Source organism: Marinimicrobium alkaliphilum, from assembly GCF_003259155.1.
GTDB classification, from domain to species: domain Bacteria; phylum Pseudomonadota; class Gammaproteobacteria; order Pseudomonadales; family Cellvibrionaceae; genus Marinimicrobium_A; species Marinimicrobium_A alkaliphilum.
This window is the reverse complement of sequence record NZ_QGMQ01000002.1, coordinates 283,168-306,619: the sequence shown is the minus strand read 5'-3', so window position 1 is coordinate 306,619 and position 23,452 is coordinate 283,168. Positions and strand designations below refer to the sequence as shown.

Genomic DNA, 23,452 nt, shown 5'->3' with positions numbered 1-23,452 from the left:
CGTCAATTTTCAGGCGAATAATTGGCAAAACACGCCAGACCATCAGCGCACTCTAGAAAGAGATCGTGGACCGAAATGACAAGACAATGGATCAAGGGACTTATTCTGGCAGCAACACTGGGCACATCCGGTGTTGCCAGTGGTGCAATGATTGTGGTCTCCGGGCAGGCCGGCGGCAGCGGTTCCCTGGACAATGTTCTGTCCAAAGCCTGTAACGGCAATATTACCGGCCCGGCCACCCGTATTCAGGGCTGCCTGAATACCGATCACGACTTTCTGGTGGACTTTACCAGCGACCAGAACCTGGTATTTGGCGGTGGCGGCCAGGCGATGCTGATGGCGGAGTCGGGCAGCCTCAACTGGCTGACCATCTCCCTCGCAGACCCGGGTTTTACCTTCTCGACCCTACAATTGAATATCAATGCCAACGCCAATGGCACCGTGACCTTTAGCGGCGCGCCGGGCGGCGAGAGCGATCCTATGGCTCTGCGGCGCAACGGCCAGAACCGCTTTACCATTTTTGGGGAACACTTTTCGTCCCTGACGTTTTTCACGTCTGCCGGCATCAACAGCGTTGATTTTCTGGCCGATGACCTGCGCCAGGTACGCCTGGGCGGCATTCAGCCCGTAGCCGTGCCGGAGCCCGGCGCAGCCGCTATGCTGGGTCTGGGCCTCTTGTGTCTGGTGATGATTCGCCGCCGCAACAGGCAGCAGGATGAAAGTGCCGTTTAAGTCAGTCTGTCACGGCGCTGCCTCGGTAGCGCTGTTGAGATGAGCACGGTCGCCAGAATCAGCCCCGCGGACAGCCACAGGCAGGCCGCCAACCCGGAACTGCCCTGCCCCGCCACCTGAAATACCCAGCCGGACAGGAGCGTGCCGAGCAGCCGCCCCATGGCATTGGCCATATAGTAAAAGCCCACATCCAGCGAAACCCCATCGCGACCGGCAAAACTCACGATCAAATAACTGTGCAATGACGAGTTGACGGCAAAGAGCCCACCAAAAATCAGCAAACCGATGATCACCAGCCCGGCCGGATCGACACCCCGGGCCAGCCCCAGCGCAATACCCACCGGCGACAGGAAGAGCAGACTGGCCCACAGCAAGGCCGCACGCCCGTCCGGGTGACGCCCACTGATGCTCGGCGCCAGCGCCTGCACGCCCCCGTAACCGATCACCCAGGCGGCCATAAAGCCCCCGGTCTGCCACGGGCTCCACCCCAGACTTTGGGCCAGAAACACCGGCAGCGCCACCACAAACCAGACATCGCGTGCGCCGAACAGGCACATCCGTGCCGCCGACAGCACATTGATGGCCCGACTTTTGGAAAAAATGTCTTTGAACTTGGGTTTGGCTTTTGCCCGCCCCAAGTCACGCTTGAGCAACAACAGGCTGGCCACCCACACCAGCGCCAAGGCCAAGGCCATGACCGCCACCGCCCCCGTAAAACCGAGCGCTACCAGCAGCGCGCCGCCCATAAAAAAGCCCACGCCTTTGAGCGCGTTTTTGGAACCGGTGAGCAGGGCGACCCAGCGATAAAGCGCGGACTGGGCCTCGTCCGGCACCAGCAGTTTGATCGCACCCTTGGCACTCATTTTGTTGAGATCCTTGGCGACCCCGGAAAGCGCCTGGGCCGCCATCACCCAGGGCACGGTCAGCAGCGCCGCGGGCACCAGCAACATGCTCAGCGCCACTACCTGGAGCGCCAAGCCAATGTTCATGGTTTTGTTCAGGCCGATGCGCGCACCCAACCAGCCGCCCGCGAGGTTGGTGACTACACCGAAGAACTCGTAGAACAGAAACAACAGCGCGATTTCCAGGGGCGAGTAACCCAGGGCATTAAAGTGCAGCACCACCAACATGCGCAAAGCGCCGTCGGTAAGGGTAAACGCCCAGTAGTTGCCGGTGACCACCAGGTACTGGCGCACCCCGGGCGACAGTGCTGCAAGCCACCCCATATCAGGCGCTCTGATCCGAACGGCCGACCTTACGCGCCAGCTCGGCAGTACGATTGGCGTAACCCCACTCGTTGTCGTACCAGGCGTAGATTTTTACCTGGGTGCCGTCAACGACCAGCGTGGAGAGCGCATCGATAATGCTTGAGCGCGGATCAGTTTTGTAATCCACCGACACCAATGGACGGGATTCATAACCGAGGATGTCTTTAAGCTCGCCTTCGGCCGCTTTTTTCAGAAGCGCGTTAACGTCTTCCGCCGTGGTGGCCCGCGCCACTTCGAACACACAATCGGTGAGCGAAGCGTTGGTCAACGGCACCCGGATCGCGTGGCCGTTCAGCTTGCCTTTGAGCTCGGGGAAAATATGGGTGATGGCCGTGGCCGAGCCCGTGGTGGTGGGAATCAGGCTACTGCCACAGGCGCGCGCCCGACGCAAATCCTTGTGCGGCGCATCAATGATCGTCTGGGTGTTGGTGATATCGTGAATGGTGGTCATGCTGCCATGGACAATGCCCAGATGTTCGTGAATCACCTTGACCACCGGTGCCAGACAATTGGTAGTGCAGGACGCCGCGGTCACGATCCGGTGCTTGTCCGCCTCATACAGGTGGTCGTTGACCCCCATCACCACATTGAGCACGCCCTCTTCCTTCACCGGCGCCGACACCACGACACGCTTGACGCCCTGATCCAGATACGCCTGCAAGGCCTCGGTGCGATTCATTTTGCCCGACGCCTCAATCACCAGGTCGCAACCGGACCAGTCGGTGTCGGCAATGGCGGTGTTGCGCGAGGTACTGATACGCGCCGAATCCACCAGAATGGTATCGCCGTCGGTCAGCGCTTCATGCTGCCAGCGTCCGTGAACGGAATCAAAATTGAGCAAATGCGCCAAGGTCGCCGCATCGCCCGCCGGATCGTTGATGTGGACGATCTGCATATCATCCCAACCCCAGGCGGCGCGCAGCGTCAGGCGACCCATACGGCCAAACCCGTTAATACCGACTTTGATGGTCATTGGTGAATCCTCGAAAACAGAATGTTAGTGATCCGCACGCCGATCAAAATGCGCACGTGTGCGATTGGCAATGGCGACCAGGGACAGCATCACCGGCACTTCCACCAGGACACCCACCACAGTCGCGAGGGCGGCGCCTGAATGCAGGCCAAATACAGAGATGGCCACAGCCACAGCCAGCTCGAAAAAGTTGGAGGTACTGATCATGCAAGCGGGCGCAGCAATCCGGTGCGGCAAGCGCAGCCAGTAAGCGGCGACATAGGCCAGGAAAAAAATGCCATAGGTTTGAATCAGCAATGGAATCGCAATCAGCCCGATGACGCCGGGCTGGTCGATAATCCGCTCAGCCTGAAAACCGAACAACAGCACCACGGTTGCGAGCAACCCGAGGATAGACCAGGGTTTGACCTGCGCGAGAAAACTGTCGACTCCGAGCGCACCGCGGCGGCGCGAGAGCCAGTGACGCGTGAGCACCCCGGCCACCAACGGCAGCAGCACATAGAGCACGACTGATACCGTCAAGGTTTCCCAGGGGACGTAAATGTCAGTGACCCCGAGCAGAAAAGCGGCCAGAGGCGCAAACGCAAAAATCATGATCACATCGTTGAGCGACACCTGTACCAGGGTGTAATTCGCGTCACCCTTGGTCAGCTGACTCCAGACAAACACCATCGCCGTGCACGGCGCCACCCCGAGCAGAATCATGCCGGCGATATACTCAGTCGCGGTCTGCGGATCGACCCATCCGGCAAACAGGACCCGGAAGAACAGCCAGCCGAGAGCCGCCATGGTGAACGGTTTGATCAGCCAATTCACCACCAGGGTCAAAATCAGTCCTTTGGGTCGCCGGGTCACCTGTCCGAGGGCTCGAAAGTCGATCTGCACCATCATCGGGTAGATCATCACCCAGATAAACACCGCGACCACCAGGTTGACATGAAACACTTCCAGCCTGGCAATAACGGAAAACACCCCCGGCACCAGATTTCCCACCAGCACTCCGACGGCAATACACAGGGCGACCCATAAGGTCATATAACGCTCAAAAATACCCATGCCCTACTCCGCTTGAGTGTTGCTCAACAACACGATGGGCGATCACTGGCCGCGAGCCGGCCGATGGCCGGGCCCAACAGTGTCGGATTGGCGGCGTGGGTCTCGCGCAACACCACCTGCATCCACTCGGGCAGGGCCGCGAGACGATAAAACACCCACTGCCCGCGCCGCTCACCGCACAGCAGGCCGACCTGGCGCAGATGCGACAAATGGCGGGAGACCTTGGTCTGGGGTTGCTGCAGCGCACGCATCAGTTCGCACACACAAAGCTCGCCGTGAGACTGGATCAGCAGCAGGCTGAGCAAGCGCGTGGGTTCTGAAAGCGCCTTGAAAAAAGCCACCGGCGAGGTGGCCGCAGGGTTGATCAGTGAGAGTGTTGCAGTCGACGCCATAGGGCCATCCGGATAATTGGGTTGCAGTCACACGATGGGCCTATGATATGTGGATATCCACATATACGCAAATCCAAATATAAAGAGCCGAAGGCCCCTGAAGAAAGCCGATGATTGCCGCAGTCGCCGGGGCTGGCTAACCCCGACGAACAGCCCTGCATCGCTATTCGGCGATGTAAGGCCGCACCTGATAGCCCCGGGCTTCCAGCATCTTGATCAGGCTGTTATCGCCGGCCAGATGCAGAGCGCCCACCAGAACCAGCGCCGTGGCGTCCTGCTCAAAAATCGGTTGCAGGCGCTCCACCCAGAGCTTGTTGCGGTCGGTCAGAATCAGGTGATAGAACTCTTCAGACTCCTCATAAAAGGGTTTCCCCAATACCGTATACAGGGCGTCCATATCGCCTACGCGCCAGGCATCCAGCGCCGGCCCCATAAAATCGTCCAAATTTTCCAGGTCGCGCAGGGTATGCAGGATAATCTCGTCCTCATCCAGCGCTTTCATGTCTTCCAGCATCGTCATCACCTCAGCCATGCCCTCGAGTTCACCGATGGGCACACCATCCTTTCTGGCCATCTGGGCAAAATGGGTTTCCACGCCGTCGGTCATTCCCCGTCGCTGAGCCTCGGTCACGCTGATCACCAATGACACCATCGCCGGATGAAAGCCGATCATCTGTTGCAACGGAAAGTCATTGGCTTCAGCGTAAGCTACCAGAGCCTGCCAGGTTTCCGGCGCCAACTCCGAAGACAGGGTCTTGCCCGTGGGATAGAGCATGACCTGAGCGACCTGCTGGCCAAAGTGCGGGTCGTCGGCTATCGCCGGGTCCGCTTCCAGGTAGATGACATCGGCCTCCTGGTAGGCAGCGTAAAACGGCGCAGGCAGTGGAAACTCTTCGGGCCGGAGCAGGTGAATGGTACCGCCCAACAGCAGCCGCTGGTCGCCGCGCGTGACTTCATAGACCGACGAGGCACTCTGGGCGCTGGCCGGCAGACTCCACAGGCTGCACAGCAAAAAAGCGTATGCCAACGCTCGCCCCAAGGGGAAGATTGAACGAAACATGCTTGTCTCCTTACACTATTTAGGGTTTGTTGTATCCTGAAAGTGCATGTTAGCGCCAACGCCGAACAGCGACAACGCTGATTTTTACGCCAGCTGTCAGTGACCCGATTCGGGGTATACAATAAGGGCTTCGCAAGCCAACGATGTGGAGGAATCATGGCCCGCACCCCATCCAACATGCTCGCCCTGGGCACCCCCCTGCCTGAAGTCAAACTGCCTGACCCGGGCGGTGAAACTTGGCCCATCGCCCAACGCAAGGGCGAAAACGGCCTGCTGGTGATGTTTATCTGCAACCACTGCCCGTTCGTGCTGCATATCGCGCCTTTTTTGGCCGAGCTGGATGACAAGCTCAATGCCCTGGGGATACGCACCGTTGCGATAAGCAGTAACGATGTCAGCGCCTACCCGGACGATGCGCCGGATAAAATGGCCGAGTTTGCCCAGAAGTACACGCTGGGCTATCCCTATCTGTACGACGAGAGCCAGGACGTGGCCAAGGCCTTCAACGCTGCCTGTACCCCGGATTTTTTCCTGTTCGACAGCCAGCTCAAGCTCGCCTATCGCGGTCAGCTCGACGACAGCCGCCCGGGTAACGACATTCCTGTGACTGGCGTGGACCTGTTGGCTGCCGCCGAAGCCCTCGCACGGGGCGAAACACCACCGGCCGAGAGCCAAAAGCCCAGCCTGGGCTGCAACATCAAGTGGAAATCCGAAGCCTGAGCGTCGCGCTTAACGATTACAATCTGCCCCGTAAAAGCCGTATAATGGCCCGCTAATTTGCCCGGTCCGCACAACCGGGCACGCCGACAACAACCCGTTTTTGTACCGAGATATCGCAGAATATCGCCAGAGACCACCGATGAGGGAGTGAGAATGAGTTTTATTCACGAAGATTTTATGCTCGACACCGAGCAGGCCAAGGCGCTCTACCATGATTACGCCAAAGCCATGCCAATTATCGATTACCACTGTCACCTGCCCCCCAAACTGATTGCCGACAACAAGCAGTTCGACAACCTGTACCAGGTGTGGCTGGCGGGTGACCACTACAAGTGGCGCGCCATGCGCTCCAACGGCGTCGACGAGCGCTACTGCACCGGTGATGCCAGTGACTGGGAAAAATTCCAGAAGTGGGCCGAGACCGTGCCTCACACCCTGCGCAACCCGCTGTATCACTGGACCCACCTGGAGCTGCGCAAGCCCTTTGGCATTACTGACACCCTGCTCGACAGTAGCAGTGCCAAGCGCGTCTGGGACGAGTGCAACGAAAAGCTGGCAAGCCCGGAGTTTACCCCCCAGGGCCTGATGGCTCAGGCCAACGTCAAGCTGGTATGCACCACCGACGATCCCACCGACAGCCTTGAGCATCACCAGAAAGTCGCCCAGGGCGACTGCAAAACCGCGGTACTGCCCACCTGGCGCCCGGACAAAGCCATGGCCGTGGAAGATGCCCGCGAGTACAACCGCTACCTGGACACACTCGCAAAAGTGGCCGATACCGACATCAGCGATTACGACAGTCTGATGCAGGCTCTGCAGAAGCGTCACGACTTTTTCCACGCCCAGGGCTGCCGCCTGTCCGACCACGGCCTGGAAACGGTGATGGCTGCCGACTACACCGATGCCGAAATCAAGACCATCTTCGCCAAGATCCGCGGGGGCAGCGACCTCAGCGGCGAGGAAATCGAGAAATTTCAGTCCGCCATGCTGGTTGAATTTGCCCGCCAGGACCATGAGAAAGGCTGGGTCCAGCAGTACCATATCGGCGCCATTCGCAACAATAACCCGCGCCTTTTCCGGGATTTGGGCCCGGATACCGGTTTTGACTCGATCGGTGATCACTGCTATGCCAAGCCCCTGTCGAAGTTCCTCGGACGCCTGGACAGCGACAACCGCCTGGCCAAGACCATCCTCTACAACCTGAACCCCCGTGACAACGAGATGATCGCCACCATGATCGGCAACTTCCAGGACGGTTCCTCCGCCGGCAAGATGCAGATGGGCAGTGGCTGGTGGTTCCTGGATCAGATGGACGGCATGACCCGCCAGATCGAGGCCCTGAGCCAACTCGGGCTCCTGAGCCGCTTTGTAGGCATGCTCACGGACAGCCGCAGCTTCCTGAGCTACAGCCGGCACGAGTACTTCCGCCGCCTGCTGTGCCGCATTCTGGGCCGCGACATGGTCAACGGTTATGTTCCCGACGACCTGGCGATGGTCGGGGGCATGGTGCGGGACATCAGCTACAACAACGCCGAAGGTTACTTTCCCTTCGAAGTCCCCAAATAAGTAAAAAATCGTTGTTCGCTAACAAAAAACCCGGCAATCGCCGGGTTTTTTGTTTATGCTAGGCAAAATGATATACGATTAGCATTTAATAAGACTGAGCGGGTCAATCCCTTGTGACGAGCCTTGAAACCCTAAATTTTGCCTTTTCCGTCACAGCACCGATTTTTGTGATGGTGTTGCTGGGCCTGGGCCTCAAGCAGCTGCGCATGATTGACGACGACTTTATTGACGTCACCTCGCGCCTGGTCTTTACCCTGGGCCTCCCGGTATTGCTGTTCTTCAGCAGCGCAAACATTGATTTTGCCAGCGAGATGGCCGACCCGCGGGTGCTGCTGGTGATCGGTATGGTTACCCTGCTGGTATTCGTCTTCAGTAACCTGAGCGCCTCCTGGTTTATCCAGAGCCCCAAGGACCGCGGCGTCCTCGTCCAGGGGGCCTTTCGGGGCAATCTGATCATTATTGGCCTGGCCTTTTGCGTCAATGCCTACGGCGAAGAAGGGCTGGCCCTGGCGACCCTACCGGTGGCGCTGACGATCATCCTCTACAATATGCTCTCGGTGTATATCCTCAATAACAGCCTGAGCCCTGCAGGGCGCGGCTCGGCCATGAAGGTCGTCCGAGGTATTGTACGCAACCCACTGATCATCGGGATCGCCCTGGGACTGCTCGCCAACATGGTGAGGCTGCCGATCCCGGACGTAGTGAGTGCCACAGGCGACTACCTGGGCCAAATGGTATTGCCGCTGGCGCTTATCTGCATCGGGGGGGCGCTGGACATCAAACGGGTGCATCACGTCGATAAGGCGACTGTATCGGCAACCGTCTGGAAGCTGCTGCTCTCGCCCATCATTGCCTGTCTGCTGGCCGTGGCTTTGGGGCTGAGCGATAAATTGGTGGGTGTGGTGTTCTTTCTGTCGGCGGCGCCAGCCGCAACCGCCAGCTTTATCATGGTACAAGCCTTGAACGGCAACACCCAGCTGGCGGCCAACATTATCGTCCAATCCACACTCTGGTCGATTTTTACGGTCACGCTGGGCTTCTGGGTGCTGCAGTTGTGCGGCCTGGTAAGCTGATACCTGGCCGCACTTGGCTTTACTCGCTATCGGTACCGATCTGCTCTTCGATGGCCTCGGTCGTGTTATCGTGGCGCACGTCCTCACCCTTCACCAGATAAATCACGTACTGAGCCAGGTTGCGCGCGTGGTCGCCAATACGTTCAAGCGAGCGCAGTGACCACATGATATTGAGCACCCGGGTAATACTGCGTGGGTCTTCAATCATGAAGGTGATCATTTCGCGCATGGCCGTGCCGTACTCCATGTCCACCATCTTGTCAGTGTGCACCACCTTCATCGCGGTATCGACATCCAGCCGGGCAAAAGCGTCGAGGGCATCGTGCAACATGTGTGAAACATGGTTCCCGATATGGCGGACTTCCACATAGCCCCGGGGCGAAATCCCATCGCGATTGAGTGAAATCGCCTGGCGCGCAATTTTGCTCGCTTCGTCGCCGATACGTTCCAGGTCCGTAATCGCTTTGGTCACAGCGATGACCAGCCGCAAATCACTGGCGGCCGGCTGGCGCCGTGCCAGAATGCGAACACACTCCTCGTCGATGGAGATTTCCATCTTGTTGACCTTGCTGTCGGCACGCACAACCGCTTCGGCCTTCTCCTGGTCGGCATCGACCAGCGCCTGAATCGCATCGTTCACCTGACGCTGGGCCAACCCTCCCATCTCTGACAGGTGCGTCCGAATGTCATCCAGCTCGATATTGTACTGCTGGGAAATATGATCTTTGTGACTGCTGATTTCCATTGCCATAGCCCCTTGTGTGCTTAACCGTAACGGCCGGTAATATAATCTTCGGTTTGTTTCTTGCTCGGATTGGTGAACACCGTATCGGTATCGCCATACTCCACTAGCTCGCCCATATACATAAAGGCGGTGTAATCAGAGACCCGTGCCGCCTGCTGCATATTGTGGGTCACAATTACAATGGTGTAATTATCCTTGAGTTCGTAAATCAACTCCTCAATCTTCAGTGTCGAGATGGGATCCAGGGCCGAGGCCGGCTCGTCCAGCAGGATCACTTCCGGCTCAATGGCAATGGCCCGCGCGATGACCAAGCGCTGCTGCTGACCACCCGACAGACTGAAAGCATTCTCGTTCAGGCGATCTTTGACCTCATCCCAGAGCGCCGCTCGGCGCAGAGACGTTTCCACAACTTCGTCGAGAACACGCCGTGAGTTGACGCCTTGAATACGCAAACCGAAGGCGACGTTCTCGTAGATCGTTTTCGGAAAAGGGTTGGGCTTCTGGAATACCATCCCCACACGCCGCCGCAACTCGGCCACGTCAACTTTCGGGTCATAGATGTTATCGCCATCCAACAGTACCTCCCCCTCAATACGACAGATATCAATCAGATCATTCATGCGATTGATACAGCGCAAGAGGGTCGATTTGCCGCAACCACTGGGTCCGATAAACGCTGTTACACGCTTCTCGGGAATCTCCAGATCAACGCCTTTGATCGCCTGATCCTGACCGTAATACAGCTTGAGATCACGGATACTCAGGCAGATCTTCTCATCGCCCAGGTTCAGCGGCTGTCCTTGGGTATTGCGCAGGCGGCTGCTGTCAACCGCGTGGGTACGAGTCGTTTGATCATTCATAATATTAACCTTTCACTCACATTCAAATGGGTAAGCGTGCGTCAGTCACTTTCGCTGCGGTAACGTTCACGCAAGCGATTGCGGATTATCATCGCGGTCAGGTTGAGCACAATAATCAGGGCCACCAATATCAAGGCCGTGGCATACACCAAGGGGCGACCTGCTTCGACGTTAGGGCTTTGGAAACCGACGTCAAAAATATGGAAGCCCAGGTGCATAAAGGCGCGATCCAGGTGCAGGAAGGGCGCGTTGCCATCGAGTGGCAGGCTGGGCGCCAGCTTGACCACACCCACCAACATCAGTGGCGCCACTTCACCGGCAGCGCGTGCCACGGACAGGATCACACCGGTCATCATTGCGGGCGCCGCCAGCGGTATCACCGTTCGCCACAGCGTCTCCGCCTTGGTCGCACCCAGCGCCAGGCTGCCATCGCGAATACTGCGAGGAATACGCGACAGACCCTCCTCGGTGGCCACAATCACCACCGGCAGGGTCAGCAGCGCCAGAGTCAGCGAGGCCCAAATCAACGCGGGACTCCCAAAGGTCGGTGAAGGCAACGCCTCCTGGTAGAACAGGCGATCAATGTTGCCCCCCAGAAAGTAGACAAAAAAGCCGAGACCAAAAACACCAAAGACAATGGAAGGCACACCGGCAAGGTTGTTGACCGAAATCCGGATCACCCGGGTGAGCCACCCCTGCTTGGCGTACTCACGCAGGTAGATGGCCGCCAGCACCCCAAAGGGCGTGACCACAATAGACATGAGAATCACCATCAGCACCGTGCCATAAATGGCGGGCAGAATGCCGCCCTCAGTATTGGCCTCGCGCGGATAACCGCTGACAAAATCCCAGAAGTTACGCCCGTAGTGACCCATTTTCTGGAACATACTCATATCGTTAGGCCACCAGGCGTGGACCACCGCATCCAGGCGAATGGTACGCATCTGCCCTTCCATGGTCTCCATGGTAATAGCATACCGACCAACCTCGTGGCGCAGTTCATTGCGACGCTGCTCCAGCACCGCGTAGTCTTCATCCAGCGCCGCCTGCCGTTCGGCCATTTCCGCTCGGGCCTGTTCGCGCTGCGCCTCGCTCAGGCGCTCGTTCAGATTCAGACCCCGATCGCGCAGACGCAGCTGCTCCATACGGAAGTTGACGTCCCCGATATCCACCCGCTCGATCACGTTGATTTCGCGCACAAGATCGGCGGTCTCGGCCATACGCTGGCGAAACGCCGCTCGCGCTTCAGCGCCTTCAGCCACCACTTCGCCATCGATGCGGTAATCCACCAGGTAACCGTAAAAGTCTCCCCAGGTCAGGCGCTCCAGCACCAGAATATCCCGAGGGAACCGGCGGTCATACATGTGATCGTCCAGGTACCAGACAAAATCCTGTCCGGTCACATCACGATTGCCCCGCTTGATCATATGCCGGGTCACCAACTCCTGACCCTCTGGCACCGTCAAGCCCGCCTCGCGCATGGCGATGGCGGTCATGGTCTCGGTGCGGTTGACCTCACCAATGACCCGCTGACCCTCACTTTGACCCGGTAAGCGGTACTCAAATTCGACCACCGGCTTGGGCCAGAAGTGCGACAGGCCATTGATGGCAATCATCAACACCAGCCCGGTAACGGCTACCATACAGATACTGACGGCGCCGCCACTCAGCCAGATCCAGGGCGAACCCTTGCTAAACCAATCTTTCATCATCGTTCCTCAAGTTGTCTCTGCCAGGGCCTTAAAGCGAGCTGTAGCGCTTGCGCAAGCGATGACGCACAATTTCGGCAATCGTGTTCAGGAAAAACGTCAGCACGAACAACACCAGCGCCGCCAGGAACAGAATGCGGTAGTGGGTGCCTCCAACTGCCGCCTCAGGCATCTCCACGGCGATGTTGGCCGAGAGGGTGCGCATACCTTCGAAGATGTTGAAGTTCATCACCGGGCTGTTACCTGTGGCCATCAGCACAATCATGGTCTCGCCTACAGCGCGACCGAAACCGATCATGACAGCAGAGAAAATGCCCGGACTGGCCGTCAGCAGCACAACCCGGGTCACGGTTTGCCAAGGGGTTGCGCCCAGCGCGAGGGCCCCCTGGGTCAGATGCTTGGGCACATTGAAAACCGCATCCTCGGAGATGGAATAGATCGTGGGGATGACGGCGAAGCCCATCGCGATACCCACCACCATGGCGTTGCGTTGGTCGTAAGTGATACCGACATCGGTCAGCCACTGACGCATATCACCCGAAAACAGCGCAATCTCAACCCAGGGGCTCAACACCACACAAGCCCAACCCACAAAGATCACCACCGGCACGAGAATGGCAGCCTCCCAGCCGTCCGGCACCCGCTGCAGCAGGGCGCGCGGCATCCATTTCATCCAGACGTAGCCGGCGAAAATCAGAAACACCGGCATCAACAGCAGAATTGAGAAGACTGCGGGCAGGTTGCGCTCAGCGAAAGGTGCGAGCCACAAGCCGGCAAGGAAACCGAGAATGACTGTTGGCAATGCCTCCATGATCTCGATGGAAGGCTTGACCAGTTGGCGCAGCTTGGGCGACATGAAGTAGGCGCTGTACACCGCTCCCAGAATCGCCAGAGGCATGGCAAACAACATCGCGTAGAAAGCCGCTTTTACGGTTCCCAATGTCAGAGGCATGAGCGAGAACTTGGGCTCGAATTCATCGGTTGCCGACGACGACTGCCAGACATACTCCGGCTGCGAGCGACCCTCGTACCAGACCTTGCCCCAGAGTGCGCGCACAGACACTTCCGGATGGGGATTGAACACATCCACCTTATGTACCCGTTCCTGATTGTCCACCGCGAACAGGCCATTGGCGCGCGGCGCCATATGCACCAACGCCAGTGGAGCATCTGTGACTGTGCGGCTCAGCAGGGTGCGATAGGAGGTGGAATAGTGAAGCTTCAGATTGCCACCGGCATCGTAGGTGACAAACCCCTTGCGGATATACTCGGGAGAGATACCTGTCACCGCCGAGGCGTGCGACTCGAAGTCACGCACACGGGTGATACGGTTGATATTGTCCTCATCGCGCACCAGCATGATCTGACTGACACTGCCCTCGGAACCACCCACAATCACTGATACGGTGCCGAGCAGGTATTCCAGAGCCGAAACTTCAGCGCTGTCAGCACGGATGATACGCTTGGAGTCCACCCGTTCGGCCTGGGCGGGGCGACTGACGTCGTAATAATGCAGGTGCCCCTGATTGTCTCCCACAAGCAGATGGCGCATGGTGATATCGAGCAGTACCCGGGTCGGCTCTGCACCTTCCGGCAACCGCGGAATATCGTAGGCGTTGCGGCGAACGGTGACCTCACCGGTCAGGAAGGACGTGGTTTCTTCAAAACGCACCAGCCGCAAACGGCCATCATCCAGCGCCGCCGCGACGCTGGTTCCGGTGCTCCCGCGCTGAATGGCAATGGATGCGATGCCGCTGCCATCACCCGCCACGTCCAACAACACCCGCTCGCCATCGCGTACTGGATACACCAGGCTGGGGTTGTACAGGCGCCCATCGCGTGAAAAAGATTCGTTAAACTCATGGCGTACCAGCAGTGCCTCGCCGTTCTCCAATCCGAAAATCGATAGCCGATTGCGTGGCTCCGCCAAGCCGAAGGCTGTGACCCTAACGTCCTCGGGTATCGGCAACGCCTCCCGGCGGATCACGCTACCATCGACAGTGTTGAAAAACACCGCTTCGCGCTCGCTGGTGTAGCGCACGGCCACCGCCTTGTGACGATCCATGGCAATATGCAGGGTTTCTGCCTGGGTGCCCCCGGGAGCCGGATACTGAGCTTCGACCGTCAACGAGGCGGGGCGCAACATGGGCGCCACCTCGCTAAAAAGGTACACAAAGATCAGAGCCAGTGCGATGATCACACCCACCCCAAATGTGCCCACGGAATACTTGGCAAAATAATCTTTGATCGTCCGCCAACGACGCAGGCGTTTGCGGCGCTCACCGTCCGGCAAGGCACCCGGTTGACCGGGTTCTCTACCCGCGGACGATAGCGAAGGCGCAGACTGGTTCATAACTCTCCTCGGCTTGGCCAGACCGGCGACCGCCGGCCATTGCTCATGACGACGCTATGGTATCGGCGCCATATGACAGTTATATGACAAACTGTCACAACACCGTCATACAACCCCACAATAAAAAGGGCCCCTTAAGGGGCCCAAGCGATATTCATGTCACTACGTGTCTGAACGTTATTGGTCGATACCCAAGCGCTGACGCTCCTGCGCGGCGACCGACGCAGGCAGCGGGATAAAGCCGTCGCGGTGAGTCACTTCCTGGCCCTGCTTGGACAGTACCATGCGCAGGAACTCGCGGGTGCGCGGATCCAGACCGTCTTCGGGGTGCTTGTTGACGTAGACGTAGAGGAAGCGGGCCAGCGGGTAGTCGCCGGTTGCCGCGTTTTCACCGGTAGGCTCAAACAGGCGACCTTCTTCTGTACCCAACTTGATGGCGCGCACGCCCGCCGTTTCGTAACCAATACCTGAGTAGCCAATACCGTTCAGCGACTCGCTCACGCCCTGAACCACCGAGGCTGAACCGGGCTGCTCATTCATGTTGTCTTTAAAGTCGCCATCACACAGGGCGTGCTGACGGAAGTAACCGTAAGTACCGGATACGGCGTTGCGGCTGTACAGGGTAATATCGCGGTTCGCCCAGGCGCCGTCCATGCCCACCTGACCCCAGCGGGTAATGTCGCGAGCACCACCACAGCGACGGGTGCTGGAGAAGATAGCGTCCACCTGAGCCAGGGTCAGGCCTTCGATCGGGTTATCGCGGTTCACGAATACCGCAATGGTATCGATACCCACACGCACCATGGTCGGCGCATAACCGTGCGCGGCTTCAAACTGCGCCACTTCGCTGTCGCGCATGGTGCGACTCATGGGACCGAAATTGGCGGTACCCTCAGCCAGAGCCGGCGGCGCCGTGGAGGTGCCAGCACCCTGGATCTGTACGCTGGTATTGGGGTAGAAGCTGCGGAAGTCTTCCGCCCACAGAGTCATCAGGTTGTTCAGGGTATCTGAACCGATGCTGCTCAGGTTGCCAGAGATACCAGAGACCGGACGATACTCCGGCAGATTGGGGTCCACCTGGGCGTTGCTTGCCGAGGCACAGACCAGTGAGCCGGCAAGAGCCAGGCCTTTCAGGATTTGCTTAGCGTTCATTGAGCGCTCCGTTATCTTCAAGTCAGGACATTAAGTCATAGTGTGTAAAGATGAGGTCTCCTCACCCTTGGCAAGCACTTTAACCATCAATTGTGACACTTGTGTGAAGCTCAAACGCTTTTCGCCCAGACACAAAAAAGGCGGCCGAAGCCGCCCTATCACACCCCGAACATGTCAATTAGCTGGTGAACACCGGGCCCATGCCCGCGCTCCAGATGATCACGCTGGACACCATCACCACCACCGCCAGTACCAAGGCTACGGTGACTACCGAGCTGGCGTAGATAAAGCCGCGCTCTTTGGGAATGTCCATCAGAATCGGAATGCCTTCGTAAGTCAGATAAACCGAATAGGCTGCGGCCACCACCAGCACCCCTACGACCAGCCAGAGCTGGGGGTAAAGGAGTACCACCCCGGCCAGCATCATAGGCGCCGCTGTATAGACGGCCAACGCCGTGCCCTCGTAATGACGCTTGCTGGCGCTGTCACTCACACCGAATGTCCGCGACATCCAGTTGATATACTCGCCCAACACATAGACCACGACCAGCTGCGCGATATACGCGGAGGCGCAAATCAGCAGCGCACTTTCGTGAGTCAACTTCACCACCGGACCGCTACCCACCACCCAACCTACTTGGGTCAGGCCAAAGTAACCGGCAATCACAGGAATCAGTGCCAGAATCGGCACGTGCAGCATAAAAACTTTGAAAAACGACTGGTCTTCGTTGCGAATCCGTTGCCACTCGCGATCGGGGTTAACCAGGATGCCCAGGGTGTGCTGTAAAATCGCCATCTGCTACTCCTAACTGCTTGTTTTCTTATAGTAAGTACGGATCTAGTATCAGCTAGAGGTGCCTGTGCTGCAAAGACACATTAGCAATAAAAAGAACCACAAAAAGTATCAAGAGTTATAAAAACGCCTTTTCTGATCGCTATTTAACCACTTTAAGACTGGGACGTTTTTTCTCTACCCCCGTTGGGGTATCGTCCTCTGGCGTCGGCGGTGCCGGCGGCGGCGTTTCCGGCTCGAAGGCCATACCCTGACCATTTTCCCGCGCATAGATGCCCAACACCGCATAACAGGGAATGAACAGATCCGTGGGCACTCCCCCAAAGCGGGCATTAAAACGAATCGCGTCGTCACCGATCACCAGATCCTGGACCGCTGTCGGATTGATATTGAGAATGATCTGACCGTCCTTATTCACGAAACTCTGTGGCACCAGAACACCTTCAAGATGTGCATCAACCAGAATATGGGGGGTGCAGTCGTTGTCGACAATCCACTCGTAAAGCGCACGCATCAGGTAGGGGCGACTGGACGTCATGGCCATGGAGGAACTCCGTAACAGGAACAGATAAAAAACCGGGGCCGATGGCCCCGCGGTTACTCACTTCAGGCAGCGGGACGCATTTCCCGCTCGAACTCACTCAAACTCTGCTGAAAAGAGTCGCGCGCAAACAGGCGCTCCATATAGTCCAGCAAGGGCTTGCTCTGCCGAGTTGAGGGCAGCTCAATTTCCAGCATCGGTAAACGCCAAAGAATCGGGCCCAGGCAGCAGTCAACGATCGTGAACTCGTCGCTCATAAAGAAGGGCATTTCGGCAAAAATCGGACCGATCGCAAGAAGGCCCTCTTTGAGCTCCTTACGCGCCTTGGCCGCCTGATCCTTGCTTTTAGCGCCGACAATGATATCCACCAGCGGTGCCCAGTCCTTTTCCAGACGGTGCATCCACAAGCGGCTTTGCGCGCGCGCCACCGGGTACACGGGCAACAGTGGAGGATGCGGGAAACGCTCGTCGAGGTATTCCATAATCACTTTGGATTCATACAGCGCAAGATCCCGGTCAGCCAGTGTGGGCAGTGAGTTGTAGGGATTGAGATCCGCCAACTCCTGGGGTTTGCTTTTCGGGTCGACGTCGACAAGATCGACGGACACACCCTTTTCGGCCAGAACGATTCTGACCCGATGACTGTAATGATCCCTGGCATCGGAAAACAGCGCCATGGAGGAGCGCTTGGTCACAACACCCATTCGATTCACCTCTGTAAGATGTTTTTAAAGCACAAACGGGCGCTTGCGCGCCCGGTTACGCCGACGTCAAACCAGTGTCAGTGGATGTCCTTCCAGTATTCACGGTTGAGCAGATAAGCAAAAACAAAGAAAACCAGAATGAACAACAGCACATAAATCCCAATGCGCTGACGGTCAACTTTGTAAGGCTCAGCGACGTAGGCGAGGAAGTTCACCAGATCGTAAGTAACCTGATCGAACTCGTCCTGGCTCATACTACCACTAATTGCACCTTCAACGAGATTGCCGCAGTTTTCATCAATGACCGGGTTCCCGGCACCGTCGCGTACCACATTGCCGCGCTGATCGCGCTCTGGCCCTGCACCACACTCCAGCAGGCCTTGCAGCTCAAGCATGGCGTGGGGCATGCCGACGTTGCTGAACACCCGGTTGTTGACGCCGAACGGGCGGCTGTCATCGCGGTAAAAGTTACGCAAGTAGGTGTACAACCACTCGGGACTGCGCGAGCGGGCCACCAGACTCAGGTCCGGCGGCGCTACCCCAAACCAGGCGGCGCCGTCCTGCGTGCTCATGGAAATCTCCATACGCTCGCCAATGCGGTGGGTGGAGAAGATCATGTTGTCACGCATCAGGTCGTGGGGAATATCCAGATCGTCAGCGACACGCTCGTAGCGGGAAAACTTCACCGAGTGGCAGCCCATGCAGTAATTCATGTACCACTTCGCACCGCGCTGCAGGGAGTCCTTATTGCGCGGGTCGGTTTTCATTACGTCACAGGGCACATCACCACAGCTGGGGGCACCGGCGCCAACGGCGGCAATCGGTACCACAACCAGCACGGCAAACAACGCCAAGCCACCCAGGGTCAAACGCAGCGGCAGCCCCTTCTTCTGCACACGGTCGGGCACCGGTGACGTCTTCTCACGCGTGGTCCAGAAGGGCATGCCGATAAAGTACGCAAAATAGATCAGGGTACAGATCTGCGCCAGTGCCGTACGACCTGCAGTCGAGGGCTGAACACCCAGATAACCCAGAATCACGAAGGCCGAGACAAAAACGATCAGGGCGACACGGCTGAACATGCCTTTATAGCGCATGGAGCGCACCGGGCTGCGGTCCAGCCAGGGCAGTACAAACAGCACCGCGATCGCGGCACCCATCGCCATCAGACCCAGGAAGCGCGAGTCAAGCGGGCCAACATCGACCGTAATCGCACGCAGAATCGCGTAGAACGGCGTGAAATACCACACCGGTGCGATGTGCTCCGGCGTCATCAGGTTGTTCGCTTCTTCAAAGTTCGGGTGCTCCAGGAAGAACCCACCCATCTCCGGGAAGAAGAACACGATAAAGCAGAACACGAACAGGAACACCGCAATACCGGTCAGGTCATGCACCGTGTAATAGGGGTGGAAAGGCACGCCGTCTTTAGGAATACCGTTTTCATCCTTGTTGGCCTTGATATCGATGCCGTCCGGGTTGTTGGAACCCACTTCGTGCAGCGCCAGAATGTGCAGCACTACCAACGCCAACAGTACGATCGGGAGGGCCACTACATGCAGTGCAAAGAAACGGTTCAGGGTAATACCGGAAATCAGGTAATCACCGCGAATCCACTGGACCAGGTCTTCACCCACCACAGGGATCGCACCGAACAGGGACACAATCACCTGCGCACCCCAGTAGGACATCTGACCCCAGGGCAACACGTAGCCGAGGAAGGCTTCCGCCATCAACACCACGTAAATGGTCATACCAAAGATCCACACCAGCTCACGCGGGGCCTTGTAGGAGCCGTACATCAGGCCGCGGAACATGTGCAAGTACACCACCACAAAGAAAGCCGAAGCACCGGTGGAGTGCAGATAGCGCAGTAACCAGCCATATTCCACATCGCGCATGATGTACTCAACAGAGCGGAAGGCGTCATCAGGCGAGGGGACATAGTTCATGGTCAGCCAGATACCGGTGACCAGCTGATTCACCAGCACCAATAGCGACAGGACGCCGAAAAAATACCAAAAGTTGAAGTTTTTGGGCGCGTAGTACTTGCCCATGTGGGTATCCCAGGCACGCTGTACCGGGAGGCGCTTATCAATCCAGTTCCAAAGTCCTACCATCTTGCTCATCTATTAAACCTCCTGATCCACGCCGATAATGACCAAGCCGTCGCCTTCATAGGCGTGCGGGGGCACTTCGAGGTTGGTCGGTGCCGGTACACCGCGGAAGACGCGGCCAGCCATGTCAAAACGCGACCCGTGGCAGGCACAAAAGAAACCGCCAAGCCAGCTGTCGCCACCCAGGTCCTGGGCGCCCACATCTGGGCGGAAAGTCGGCGCACAGCCGAAGTGGGTGCACAAGCCAAGCAGTATCAGATATTCCTCTCTGATGGAGCGGTGGCGGTTGCGGGCATACTCGGGCTGCTGGGGGACTTCGGACTCCGGGTCCCGCAAACGGTCTTCGATCTGCTCCAGAGTCGCCAGCGCCTCGCGCGTGCGACGCACGATATAGACTGGCCGACCGCGCCACTCAACGGTCACCATTTCACCCGGCTCCATGCGGGAAATATTCACCCGCACCGGGGCACCGGCGGCCCGGGCACGTGCACTCGGATTCCAGGAACCCACAAAAGGTACAGCAGCACCTACAGCACCCACAGCACCCACCACCGCGGTGGCAGCCGTGAGCACCCGGCGGCGCGTTACGTTTACAGCGTCATTACTCATGACGGAAATCTCCCCTAACAGCTTGTGACGGCCTGTAATTTCGCCAGAAAACAATGGCTTAGCATAATTTTTCGAGTTTCAAAAAATGCTCAATCTTAATGAAAATACGCCCATCTTACAAGATAAGCTCAATCTTTCCGTACCGGATAAAGAAAACGCCCAGGAGCTCTGGCACCTGGGCGTTCCTTTTGCAAGCATGGTTTCTGCCCACCGGAAAGGCCGGAGGCCAGAAATCTTAACGCTTGGAGTACTGCGGACGCTTGCGCGCCTTGCGCAGACCGATCTTCTTACGCTCGACAGCGCGCGAATCCCGGGTAACGTAGCCGGCGGCGCGCAGCGGCTGACGCAACGCTTCGTCGTATTCCATCAAGGCGCGGGTCAGACCGTGGCGAATGGCGCCGGCCTGGCCGAAGCTACCGCCACCTTTGACGGTGACCTTGACATCGAACTTGTCGACCATCTCGACGTTTTCCAGCGGCTGGCGCACGATCATACGTGCCACTTCGCGGCCGAAATACTGCTCAATCGGGCGATCATTGATAACAATGGTTCCCTTACCTGGGGTAATGAACACCCGGGCAGTGGAGGTTTTACGACGGCCTGTGCCGTAATACTGTGAATCTGCCATAATCAGCTTCCCGGTTAAATGTTCAGTGCTTTCGGTTGCTGAGCAGTGTGCGGATGCTCACTGCCTGCGTACACTTTCAGCTTTTTATACATGGCGCGACCCAGGGGACCCCGGGGCAACATGCCTTTGACAGCTGATTGGATAGTGCGCTCGGGAGCCTTAGCGATCTGCTGTTCGAAGCTGATCGACTTGATGCCACCGATGTAACCGGTATGGTGATAGTAAAGCTTGTCTTTAGCCTTGTTACCGGTAACGCGCACTTTCTCCGCGTTGATAACGACAATGTAATCGCCAGTGTCCACGTGCGGTGTGAACTCCGGCTTATGCTTGCCGCGCAGGCGAGTGGCAATCTCTGAGGCCATGCGGCCCAGGGTCTTGCCGTCTGCATCGACGACGAACCAGTCATGGATGACTGTTTCAGGTTTAGCACTGTATGTCTTCATGTTGTACCTGCCTTGAAAATAGGAGGGGTGCTTCCCACAAACGAGCGCGAATACTACATAAGCGTCCAGTGTTTTTCAAGGGGGTCTTGCGGGTTTTTTAACCACCCTCCCCGGCCCTCAGGGCCTGTGAGGCTTGGCCAGGTAGTCATGGCTCTGCATTTCCAGCAGCCGGCTCACGGTGCGCTCAAACTCGAAATTCAGGCGGCCTTCACTATAGAGTTCGGTCAGCGGCCTTGCGGCGGACAGAACCAGCTTCACCTGACGGTCATAGAATTCATCCACCAGGTTGATAAAGCGCCGAGCCTGATCGTCATTGGCGCGCCCCATCCCCGGTACGTTGCTGATAATGATGGCATGAAACTCGCGCGCCAGCTCGATATAGTCGTTCTGCGAGCGCGGGCCGTCACACAGAGCGGCAAATTCAAACCAGGCGACGTCCTCCCCCACATAGCGGGCATGGATGCGCCGCCCCTCGACCTCGAGCGGAACCTCCTGACGGATCTCACCCTCGGCCGGTACCAGACCGCGAAAGCTGGCCATCAGACTTTCGTCGGCACTTTCATCCAGCGGCGCGTGGTAAAGCTCGGCCTGCTCCAGGGCTCGCAGACGATAGTCAACGCCACCGTCAATATTGACCACTCGGGTGTGGGTTTTCAGTAATTCGATCGCCGGCAGGAAGCGCCCGCGCTGCAGACCGTCGCGATAGAGGCCATCGGGCACGATATTCGATGTCGCCACCAAGGTCACCCCCCGGCGAAACAAACCGTCCAGCAGCGTCGCCAAAATCATCGCGTCAGCGATATCCGAGACAAAAAACTCGTCAAAGCAAATCACCCGGGCATCACGACTGATGCGCTCTGCCACCTGCTCGAGCGGGTTTTTTTCGCCGTCGAGCGATTTAAGCTCGGCGTGGACCCGGCGCATAAAGCGGTGAAAGTGCGAGCGCAGCTTGTCCTCAAAGGGCAGGCTCTCGTAGAAGTTATCCATGAGCCAGGTCTTGCCTCGACCCACCCCGCCCCAAAAATAGAGCCCCGTTACCGGCGTGCGTCGGGGCGGACGCAGGCGCTGCCAGGCTCTCGCCAGCGGGCCGGGCCGCCGGCGGTCCCCGGCAACAAGCGCCTCATAGAGCCGCTGCAGGTGCTCAACCGCCTCAGCCTGGGCGGGGTCGCGGGTAAAGTTGCCGGACTCCAGGTCACGTTCATAGCGCCGCTGCGGACCGTCCTGATGACTCATCGTGGGCGCTCCTCAAGCTTGAGCTGCTCACTAAGGGCATCGGCCAGGGCCCGCTTCATGGGCGTCAGCTTGCCGTGAAAAAAGTGGCCAGCGGCGGGGAAAGGCAGCCAGCGCGCTGGCGTCCGCAGGGCATCTGTCCAGGCCTGGACACCGGGCACATCCACCCGCTCGTCCTCCAGCCCCTGCAGCACGCATACAGGACAGGGGAAGCCTCCGTCCCGGTCGTAGGGATAGCGCTCCACGGGCGGGGCGACCAGCGTCAGGTGGCGGACCCCGTCCAGGCGATGCGCCGCCTGGGCGGCCACCGACGACCCAAATGAAAAACCGGCCAACAGCAACTTGGCGTCCGGCGCCTGGCGCCTGGCCCACTCAGCCACAGCGCACAGATCGTCCACCTCGCCCACAGCATGGTCAAACGTCCCTGCACTGGCGCCGACGCCACGAAAATTGAAACAAATGACCTCGGCGCCCAGATCCCGGTAACAACGCTCCAGCGTGGTCACCACCTTGTTATTCATGGTGCCTCCATGTTGCGGGTGCGGGTGGCACACCAGCGCCAGCCACCCCGCGCCGAGCATGCCCTCGTTCGCAGCCGGAGTCAGGCGCGCTTCGAGCGCCCCGCAGGGGCCATCAATGGTAATTGCACCGGGGTTTTGCGAGAATAGCGTCATTATTTCCAGGCCCTGGCTGTTGGGGGAATTCCTCGCCCAAAAGCACCGCCCCGAGCG

At 58.2% G+C, this 23,452-nt stretch carries 23 protein-coding genes; 4 read left to right on the top strand and 19 right to left on the bottom strand.

Translation table 11 applies throughout. The features are described from left to right. Positions 1-75 precede the first annotated feature (75 nt). Positions 76-732 carry a PEP-CTERM sorting domain-containing protein gene (locus DKW72_RS04855; RefSeq protein WP_111641197.1) on the top strand — a complete coding sequence of 219 codons (657 nt, stop codon included), beginning with the start codon at positions 76-78 and terminating at the stop codon, positions 730-732. Here the strand turns inward: DKW72_RS04855 and arsJ are convergent. From arsJ to DKW72_RS04830, 5 genes are all read right to left on the bottom strand, one after another. Next, positions 729-1,958: an organoarsenical effux MFS transporter ArsJ gene (gene arsJ / locus DKW72_RS04850; RefSeq protein WP_111641196.1), complete on the bottom strand. Its 1,230-nt coding sequence runs from the start codon at positions 1,956-1,958 to the stop codon at positions 729-731. The genes DKW72_RS04855 and arsJ overlap by 4 nt on opposite strands. A 1-nt stretch (position 1,959) precedes the next feature. After that, positions 1,960-2,973, bottom strand: coding sequence for an ArsJ-associated glyceraldehyde-3-phosphate dehydrogenase (locus DKW72_RS04845; protein WP_111641195.1), 1,014 nt, complete (start codon positions 2,971-2,973; stop codon positions 1,960-1,962). Between the two features lie 24 nt (positions 2,974-2,997). Further along, entirely contained in the window at positions 2,998-4,029 is a 1,032-nt protein-coding gene (gene arsB / locus DKW72_RS04840; RefSeq protein WP_111641194.1) for an ACR3 family arsenite efflux transporter, read from the bottom strand. A 23-nt stretch (positions 4,030-4,052) separates the two neighbouring features. Next, entirely contained in the window at positions 4,053-4,421 is a 369-nt protein-coding gene (locus DKW72_RS04835; RefSeq protein ID WP_111641193.1) for an ArsR/SmtB family transcription factor, read from the bottom strand. A gap of 163 nt (positions 4,422-4,584) precedes the next feature. Then, positions 4,585-5,481 carry a TraB/GumN family protein gene (locus DKW72_RS04830; protein WP_111641192.1) on the bottom strand — a complete coding sequence of 299 codons (897 nt, stop codon included), beginning with the start codon at positions 5,479-5,481 and terminating at the stop codon, positions 4,585-4,587. 156 nt (positions 5,482-5,637) lie between these two features. On the opposite strand from DKW72_RS04830, the gene DKW72_RS04825 reads away from it, so the two are divergent. From DKW72_RS04825 to DKW72_RS04815, 3 genes are all read left to right on the top strand, one after another. Further along, the gene (locus DKW72_RS04825; protein ID WP_111641191.1) at positions 5,638-6,201 is read left to right on the top strand and encodes a thioredoxin family protein; all 564 of its coding nucleotides are present in this window, start codon (positions 5,638-5,640) and stop codon (positions 6,199-6,201) included. A gap of 153 nt (positions 6,202-6,354) precedes the next feature. After that, on the top strand, positions 6,355-7,767 hold the full coding sequence (gene uxaC / locus DKW72_RS04820) for a glucuronate isomerase (protein WP_111641190.1): 1,413 nt from the start codon (positions 6,355-6,357) through the stop codon (positions 7,765-7,767). A gap of 113 nt (positions 7,768-7,880) precedes the next feature. Next, positions 7,881-8,840: an AEC family transporter gene (locus tag DKW72_RS04815; protein ID WP_232522316.1), complete on the top strand. Its 960-nt coding sequence runs from the start codon at positions 7,881-7,883 to the stop codon at positions 8,838-8,840. A gap of 19 nt (positions 8,841-8,859) precedes the next feature. Here the strand turns inward: DKW72_RS04815 and phoU are convergent, their stop codons facing one another. The 14 genes from phoU to DKW72_RS04745 all read right to left on the bottom strand — a co-directional run bounded on the left by phoU (position 8,860) and on the right by DKW72_RS04745 (position 23,395). Further along, entirely contained in the window at positions 8,860-9,585 is a 726-nt protein-coding gene (gene phoU, locus DKW72_RS04810) for a phosphate signaling complex protein PhoU (RefSeq protein WP_111641188.1), read from the bottom strand. A 20-nt stretch (positions 9,586-9,605) separates the two neighbouring features. Next, positions 9,606-10,445 carry a phosphate ABC transporter ATP-binding protein PstB gene (gene pstB, locus DKW72_RS04805; protein ID WP_111641187.1) on the bottom strand — a complete coding sequence of 280 codons (840 nt, stop codon included), beginning with the start codon at positions 10,443-10,445 and terminating at the stop codon, positions 9,606-9,608. A 41-nt stretch (positions 10,446-10,486) separates the two neighbouring features. Next, a complete protein-coding gene (gene pstA, locus DKW72_RS04800) occupies positions 10,487-12,154 on the bottom strand; it encodes a phosphate ABC transporter permease PstA (RefSeq protein WP_111641186.1) in 1,668 nt (555 codons plus the stop codon). Positions 12,155-12,185: 31 nt separating this feature from the next. After that, positions 12,186-14,507: an ABC transporter permease subunit gene (locus DKW72_RS04795; RefSeq protein ID WP_111641185.1), complete on the bottom strand. Its 2,322-nt coding sequence runs from the start codon at positions 14,505-14,507 to the stop codon at positions 12,186-12,188. Between the two features lie 177 nt (positions 14,508-14,684). Beyond that, a complete protein-coding gene (locus DKW72_RS04790; RefSeq protein WP_111641184.1) occupies positions 14,685-15,659 on the bottom strand; it encodes a PstS family phosphate ABC transporter substrate-binding protein in 975 nt (324 codons plus the stop codon). A 178-nt stretch (positions 15,660-15,837) separates the two neighbouring features. Continuing rightward, complete coding sequence (locus tag DKW72_RS04785) at positions 15,838-16,455, bottom strand: Yip1 family protein (RefSeq protein ID WP_111641183.1); 618 nt, start codon at positions 16,453-16,455, stop codon at positions 15,838-15,840. Positions 16,456-16,594: 139 nt separating this feature from the next. Beyond that, on the bottom strand, positions 16,595-16,996 hold the full coding sequence (locus tag DKW72_RS04780) for a ClpXP protease specificity-enhancing factor (protein WP_111641182.1): 402 nt from the start codon (positions 16,994-16,996) through the stop codon (positions 16,595-16,597). Positions 16,997-17,058: 62 nt separating this feature from the next. Next, on the bottom strand, positions 17,059-17,697 hold the full coding sequence (locus tag DKW72_RS04775) for a glutathione S-transferase N-terminal domain-containing protein (protein WP_111641181.1): 639 nt from the start codon (positions 17,695-17,697) through the stop codon (positions 17,059-17,061). A 77-nt stretch (positions 17,698-17,774) separates the two neighbouring features. Beyond that, positions 17,775-19,823: a ubiquinol-cytochrome c reductase gene (locus tag DKW72_RS04770; RefSeq protein ID WP_111641180.1), complete on the bottom strand. Its 2,049-nt coding sequence runs from the start codon at positions 19,821-19,823 to the stop codon at positions 17,775-17,777. Between the two features lie 3 nt (positions 19,824-19,826). Continuing rightward, entirely contained in the window at positions 19,827-20,420 is a 594-nt protein-coding gene (gene petA / locus DKW72_RS04765; protein ID WP_111641179.1) for a ubiquinol-cytochrome c reductase iron-sulfur subunit, read from the bottom strand. Positions 20,421-20,655: 235 nt separating this feature from the next. Further along, positions 20,656-21,048: a 30S ribosomal protein S9 gene (gene rpsI / locus DKW72_RS04760; RefSeq protein WP_111641178.1), complete on the bottom strand. Its 393-nt coding sequence runs from the start codon at positions 21,046-21,048 to the stop codon at positions 20,656-20,658. 14 nt (positions 21,049-21,062) lie between these two features. Then, positions 21,063-21,491: a 50S ribosomal protein L13 gene (gene rplM / locus DKW72_RS04755; protein WP_111641177.1), complete on the bottom strand. Its 429-nt coding sequence runs from the start codon at positions 21,489-21,491 to the stop codon at positions 21,063-21,065. A 117-nt stretch (positions 21,492-21,608) separates the two neighbouring features. Beyond that, a complete protein-coding gene (gene zapE, locus DKW72_RS04750) occupies positions 21,609-22,724 on the bottom strand; it encodes a cell division protein ZapE (RefSeq protein ID WP_111641176.1) in 1,116 nt (371 codons plus the stop codon). Beyond that, positions 22,721-23,395 (bottom strand): alpha/beta hydrolase, encoded by a 675-nt coding sequence (locus DKW72_RS04745; RefSeq protein ID WP_111641175.1) that lies wholly within the window; start codon positions 23,393-23,395, stop codon positions 22,721-22,723. Before DKW72_RS04745 ends, zapE begins: the two co-directional genes overlap by 4 nt. Positions 23,396-23,452 lie beyond the last annotated feature (57 nt).